This is a genomic window from Streptococcus sp. HMSC073F11, from assembly GCF_001810785.1.
GTDB lineage: Bacteria > Bacillota > Bacilli > Lactobacillales > Streptococcaceae > Streptococcus.
On the sequence record NZ_KV802692.1, the window covers coordinates 59879 to 66505 of the forward strand.

The following is a 6627-nucleotide window of genomic DNA, read 5'->3' on the forward strand; positions in this document are numbered from 1 at the left end:
GTATAGATGTTTTGGCGGAGTTGGACAATGGCACTCAAGTAATCATTGAAATCCAAGTTCATCATCAGAATTTTTTCATTAATCGTTTATGGGCTTACCTGTGCAGTCAGGTCAATCAAAACCTTGAAAAAATTCGTCAGCAAGAAGGCAATACTCATCAAAGTTACAAACACATCGCACCAGTATACGCTATCGCAATCGTGGATAGCAACTACTTCCAAGATGACTTGGCTTTCCATAGCTTTAGTATGCGCGAGGACACGACAGGTGAGGCTTTAACAATTACAAACAATGGACAAGAAAATCATCTAGTAAAGATGGCTTTCTTAGAACTTAAAAAATACAGAGAAACCAGCAAAGATAAGGTTCGCAAGCCCTGGTTGGAGTTTTTCGGGAATAAGCCCTTTACCCAACAACCCGAGCGAGCCATCAGTCAGGCAGACCAACTTCTGGACTATAAGAGCTGGTCCGAGGAGGACAGAAAAATGTTTAGTCAAATACGTATGCGTGAAGAACAAGCGTTATTGGCTCAGAATTATGCCTTGGAACAAGCTGAAGAAAAAGGCTTAGAGCGTGGGAAAGTTGAAGGAAGGGAAGAAGGGAAACTTTTTGCCTTCTTAGACATGGTTCGCCAAGGTCTCCTGACTTCCGAGGTTGCCAGCCAGCAGTTGGGCATGACCGTCGCTGAGTTTGAAGAACTATTGAAGGAGCATCACAAATAAGAACTAAAAAGTACAGAGAAACCAGCAACGACGAGGTTCGCAAGCCGTGGTTGGAGTTTTTTGGTAATAAACCCTTTACTCAACAACCTGAGCGAGCCATTAGCCAAGCAGACCAACTTCTAGACTACAAAAGTTGGTCCGAGGAGGACAGGAAGATGTTTAGTGAACAACGCAGATGTGAAGAACAAGCCTTGTTAGCACATGACTATGCTTTGGAAACAGCTAGGGCGGAAGGTATTGAAAAAAGTTTAGATCGTGGTCGAGCTGAGGGTATCGAAGAGGGATTAAAAGTAGCTTTAGTAAATCTAGTCCACCAAGGTCTTCTGACTCCCAAGGTTGCCAGCCGGCAATTAGGCATGGCCGTCGCTGAGTTTGAGGAGCTCTTGTAAGTTTATAAAATAACATAAAAATGAACAAAACTGAAACATCGTTTTGTTCATTTTTTATTTTCGACAGAACTCTTACTATATCCCATATCACACAAAAAAGAGAAGGTCATAAATCCTTCTCTTTTATATCTTCAACTAATTAGTTTTTGCGTTTCACAAATGGAAGGGCACCAAGGAGCAATCCGAGGAATCCTAATGATGCAACTGCTGCATTATCTTTACCACCAGTATTTGGAAGTTCTTTCTTATCTTCTGCTTTCGCAGCTGGAGCTTGATAAGTATTGTCTTGGCTAGTTCCTGCTACAGTTGGTGCAACCGCAGGAGTTGCTGGAGCATCTGCTGATGTTGCTGCTGGAGCATCTGCTGATGTTGCTGCTGGAGCATCTGCTGGTGTTGTTGCTGGAGTCCCTGCTGGTGTTGTTGCTGGAGTCCCTGCTGGTGTTGCTGCTGGTTTGTTAATAATATAACGATCACCTGGGTAAGGGCCACCATCATTTGGTAATTTAGGTTGCTCTGATTCAACATAAAGAGGAAGTTCTGGTTGTACAAGTGGTTCTACTCCATTTAATACAAGATCAAGTTCTTTTTCTGCCTCTGTTGTATCTTTTCCTTCAGCTTTTAATTTTGCAATATTACGTGTTGCCAAACGAACTTCTTCAGCTTCACGATCTGCAACATATGAATAATAATCTTCATCTGCTTGTTCCAATGCATCTTCAGCATCTTTCAAATCTTGCTCAGCTTGTTTTAAAGTTTTCTCAGCTTCCTCTTTTGATTTAGGATCTTTTGCAGCTGCCAATTCCTCTTGAGCTGCTTTAACATTTTCTTTAGCTGATTCTACAGCTACCTTAGCTTCTTCTCTGTTAGATTCAGCTTCTTTTTCATCATGATTAGCTGCAGCTAGTCTTTCTTCAGCATCTTTAACATCTGTTTTTTCTTCGTCTAAACGTTTGTTGATTTTATCTTGAGCATCAGCATCAATTTCACTTCTACCATCGATTGGTTTAACTTCTGTAACTTCACCAGATTCGTTACGAACTAATTCAGCACCTGGGGCAGGTTTTGCATCTTTTACTTCTTGAGGTGCATAGTTTTCACCATATTTTCCTGCTTCTGCTTCATCTGATTCAGTCTTGCTAGCTTCTGCTAAATCTTTCAATACATCTTCAGGTGTGATTTGTTTTTCATCAATAGCTTTTAATAAATCTTCTTTACCAATAGCTGCCTTAGCTTCCAAAATTGCTACTTCTTTGTTAGCAATTTTATCATTTTTATTAATAGCTTCTTCAGCTTTTTTTTCTAAATCAGTGAAGTACTCAGCTACATCTTCTTTAGTTACAGCAGTTGAAGCTGCTTCTTCAGCCTTCACAACTGACGGGTGAGAAGCAAGGAAACCTGCTCCAAGAACGGCTACACTAGCCAAGCTAGCAGTGAGAAGTTTTTTCTTATCCATAAAGTATTTACCACCTTTAATATCTTTTTGCTGTTATTTTACCATTTTCTTTCGAAAAAATCAAGAAATAGAACTTCTATCAATAAAAAAGTAAGAGGAAATTCCTCTTACTTTCTGCATGATTCGTATTAGACCCATTCACCATTAGAATTAACAGTGTAACCATTGATAGTTGTACTTACTGCTAAGACTCCTGATGAGTATGAGTAATACCATTTACCACCAACTTGGTACCAACCAGTCTTCATAGCACCTGATCCATCTAGATAATACCATGTTCCGCTTTGGTTTAGCCAACCTGTTTTCATAGCGCCTGAATTATTGAGGTAATACCAAGTTCCACCTTGGTTCAACCAACCTGTCTGCATAGCACCTGATCCATCTAGATAATACCATACCCCATCAATTTTTTGCCAACCTGTTTGCATGACACCAGAAGCATCCAAGTAGTACCATGAGCCATCTTTAACCCAACCTGTCTTCATGTTATCTTCCGCATCATAATAGTACCATTTGCCATCCATTTTATTCCAACCTGGCTTGCTACTAGCACGATCCGCTAAACGATAAGTCACGCCGTCAATAGTGATAGAACCTGTTTTACGTTCACCTTCTGGAGTAAGGTAATGATAAGCACCGTCACTATCTTTTACGAGACCAACTTTACGTTCTCCATCATTTGTAATATAGTACCATTTCTTATTTGTATCTTGAACGAGACCTGTTTTACGGCTACCGTCTGCCAATAAATAATACCACTTCTTATCAATCTGTTGAAAACCTGTTTGTTGAATCCCCTCTTTAACGTAGTAAATCTTCTCACCTTTTGCAATGACAGTAGTTGGTTTAGAACCATCATCAGTAATATAGTAATCCTTACCACCTTCATTGACCCAACCAGATTTCATAAGGCCATTTTCATCAAAGTAATAACGTTTATCTTTGATTTCTAAGATCCCAGTCTTCATAAAACCATTTTCATCAAAATAATAAGTCTTACCATCAACAGTCTGCCAACCTTTGACTAGATTATTATTAATATAAAGCTGGTATTTCCCAGAAACCGTTAACCATTTATACTCATTTTTTTGAGTGTTTGCTGCTGAACTATTACCTTGAGTTCCTGTATTTGTGCTAGTTGTTGTCGAACTGTTACCTTGACTTCCTGAGTTAGCACCATTATTCATTGCAGCTGCATCAGAATTGGAAATAAAGTAATGAACCCAATTATGGCCATCCCTACCACTTCTTACATATGTATAGCCAGGTATACTACCTGGAGTTGCAACATAGCCATTTTGAAAATTAAAATCTGCATATCCATATTTACCATTCAAATATTTCATGACTGTCCCATTAGTAAACTGGCCATCTGGTGCTTGATCCGCGTACACCACACTATGATTGCTAACTGAAGCTAATAAAGCACTTGCTCCAAACAATGAAACTCCTGCAGCTCCCACTGCTAAAAAACGTTTTGCTTTCATCTTTTTTACCTCTTTATCACTTATTCCGTGTATAATGTTACACCCACTCACCATTTGCATTTAGAGTATAGCCGTTAATCGTTGTATTTACTGCAAGAGCACCTGAACTATAGGCATAATACCACTTGCTACCTGCTTGAAACCAACCAGTAACCAGAGCACCAGAAGTATTTAGATAGTACCAGACTCCATCTACTTTTCTCCAACCAGTAGCCATTGCACCATCAGAGTTCAGATAGTACCACTTGCCACCTTGATTTAACCAGCCTGTCTGCATAGAGCCAGCACTATTAAGATAGTACCATTTACCAGAAATGAATTTCCAACCTGTTTGCATACTACCATCTTCCGCTAGGTAATACCAGCTACCATCATTCACCCAGCCAGTCTTCTTCATCCCATCTTTATCAAAGAAATACCATTTATTAGTAATAAATTGCCAGCCTGTCTGTTTATCTTCAATTTTTTCAGTTCCTGTAATGCTATCATCTTTTACAAACCAATGTTTCCGAACATCTTGATCAATCTTTGTTTCTACAAAACGATAACCTTTAAATGTACCATGTTCAACTTCTTCAGCTTTTTTGGTAGCATTAGCAGGAAGAAAAGCTTTTAATTCTCTACTAGTCCCATCTGATTCCATTACCAGCCAAGAAGTCCCTTTGACTGTATCTTTAAAGGGTTTTAAGATGTCAGGTTTTGCAGAAAGTCCATCTACTTTATCTCCTGTTACAGTCACTGCTGGCTTAAAGTAATGCTTTAATACAGTTCCATCTATTGAAGAAGTATCAAATTGATATCCTGAAAAAGTACCTGGAGATGATGTCTCAGGTTTTGACGAATCATAAGTTTGAGCACCTCTTAAAACCTTTTCCTTACCATCTTCCTGTTTTGTGACCCAAACAACTGTCTTATAAACATTCGTTTCCGAAGCTTTCACTTCAGTTACTCTTGCTCCAACAAGGGCAGTGCCTGCCAAGGTTGCACCTAATAAAATTTTCAACACTTTTGATTTCATTGGAAACCTCCTATTATTTTTAATCATTATAATACTTATACAAGATAAATGCAAGAAAAAACAGGGAAAAATCTCCCTGTTTTATATTTCATTTATTCGGATTATACCCACTCACCGTTTGCGTTTACGTTGTAACCGTCAACAGTTGTGTTTACTGAAAGAGCACCTGAAGCATCAACATGGTACCATTTACCAGCAACTTCAAACCATTGGCTAGCTTTCATAGCACCTGATGCTTCAAGGAAGTACCATTTACCACCGTCTTGCAACCAACCAGTTTGCATTTGACCTGAACCATTTAGGTAGTACCAAGTGTTACCATCTTTAACCCACCATTTTTGCATTACGCCTTCAGCGTTAAAGAAGTACCATTTACCTTCAACTTGTTTCCAACCTTTAACAGCTGCAGCATTTTCGAAGTATTTCCAACCTTCAGCTGTTTGAGCCCAACCGTATTGAGCAGCTGTAGTTGCGTTACCAATTTGTGCTGCACGATCATCAAGTTTGTATGGCAATACAATACGACCATTTGTGTACAATGAACCAGCATATTCGTTACCAGCTTCAACAGTAAATTCACCAACAAGTTCTACTGCTTCTTTAAAATCAGTAGCTGTTGCAGCAACACGATACTGAATCACTTCACCAGCTTTGAATACTGTTGGAAGTTCAGCATCACCTGATTGATTAGTTGTAGCAGTGAAGTATTCTGGTTTCTTTTCACCTGAAGCAGGTTTCAAGAAGAAATCAACTTCTACGTTTGGAACTGGACGTCCACCACCATCAACAACAGTTACACGAACATGACGGTTAAATCCATGTGCTGCGTCACGGTCGTAACGGATGTATTTAGCACCAATTGCAAAACCGTAACCAAAACGGTTGTTTGGGTTACCATCATGGTTTGCTGGCAAATTAACAGCTGGATTTGTTGCTGTAGTAGATGGATTAACTGAACCTGCTCCACCATCATTCCAACCTGTCCAGTTTCCGTATGCATGTACTGGAGCTGCATTAAGAGCTGCTGCTGCAGCTACAACTGCTGCACTTGTCAATAAAACTTTTTTCATCGTTTTATCTCCTTCATTTTTCTTATAATATTTTTCGTAAGACTATCTTACTACCATACAGTATATAAATATTTGCAGGATTTGTCAAGGGTTTTCTTCGAGTTTTTAAAGTTTTTTCCTATTTTTAGAAAAAAAGGTGAAAAAACAACTTTGTGAGAGTGAATACGCTTAAAATATCCTATATTAAAGTGAAAATCTCACAATTTTTTGATCCTTGAGTAAAATCATTCATATTTAATCCACATAGACAGTTGGACAGAACTCACTTCTGTAGTATTATCCTATAACCCCTTCGAAATGTCAAGCAAAAATGACAAGTTTTTTGATAATAACTTGCCACTTTATAAACTTTCTACTATTTAAAATGTGACCTTATAGCAAGTCCTCAAACTCTGCGACCGTCATACCTAATTGCTGGCTGGCAACTTCGGAAGTCAGAATACCTTGGCGAACGAGATTTACTAAACCTACTTTTAATCCCTCTTTGA

General features: G+C 38.9%; 5 protein-coding genes and 1 pseudogene. 2 read left to right on the forward strand and 4 right to left on the reverse strand.

Going from position 1 to position 6627, the window contains the following annotated elements; all coding sequences use genetic code 11:
- Window positions 1-722 (forward strand): Rpn family recombination-promoting nuclease/putative transposase (locus HMPREF2764_RS06635; protein ID WP_070528220.1); only part of this gene is annotated, 722 nt, incomplete at its 5' end.
- Window positions 722-1111: pseudogene (locus HMPREF2764_RS10410) on the forward strand (hypothetical protein); the annotation flags it as partial. The gene HMPREF2764_RS06635 and the pseudogene HMPREF2764_RS10410, both read left to right, overlap by 1 nt.
- Before the next feature lie 139 nt (window positions 1112-1250).
- Here the strand turns inward: HMPREF2764_RS10410 and HMPREF2764_RS09745 are convergent.
- The 4 genes from HMPREF2764_RS09745 to HMPREF2764_RS10385 all read right to left on the reverse strand — a co-directional run bounded on the left by HMPREF2764_RS09745 (window position 1251) and on the right by HMPREF2764_RS10385 (window position 6139).
- Window positions 1251-2564, reverse strand: a complete 1314-nt coding sequence (locus HMPREF2764_RS09745; protein WP_083306608.1) for an LPXTG cell wall anchor domain-containing protein — start codon at window positions 2562-2564, stop codon at window positions 1251-1253.
- A 128-nt stretch (window positions 2565-2692) separates the two neighbouring features.
- A complete protein-coding gene (locus tag HMPREF2764_RS06650) occupies window positions 2693-4051 on the reverse strand; it encodes an N-acetylmuramoyl-L-alanine amidase family protein (protein WP_070528243.1) in 1359 nt (452 codons plus the stop codon).
- Between the two features lie 37 nt (window positions 4052-4088).
- On the reverse strand, window positions 4089-5069 hold the full coding sequence (locus HMPREF2764_RS10380; protein WP_070528245.1) for an N-acetylmuramoyl-L-alanine amidase family protein: 981 nt from the start codon (window positions 5067-5069) through the stop codon (window positions 4089-4091).
- Window positions 5070-5170: 101 nt separating this feature from the next.
- Window positions 5171-6139: an Ig-like domain-containing protein gene (locus HMPREF2764_RS10385; protein ID WP_070528248.1), complete on the reverse strand. Its 969-nt coding sequence runs from the start codon at window positions 6137-6139 to the stop codon at window positions 5171-5173.
- Window positions 6140-6627: the final 488 nt, after the last annotated feature.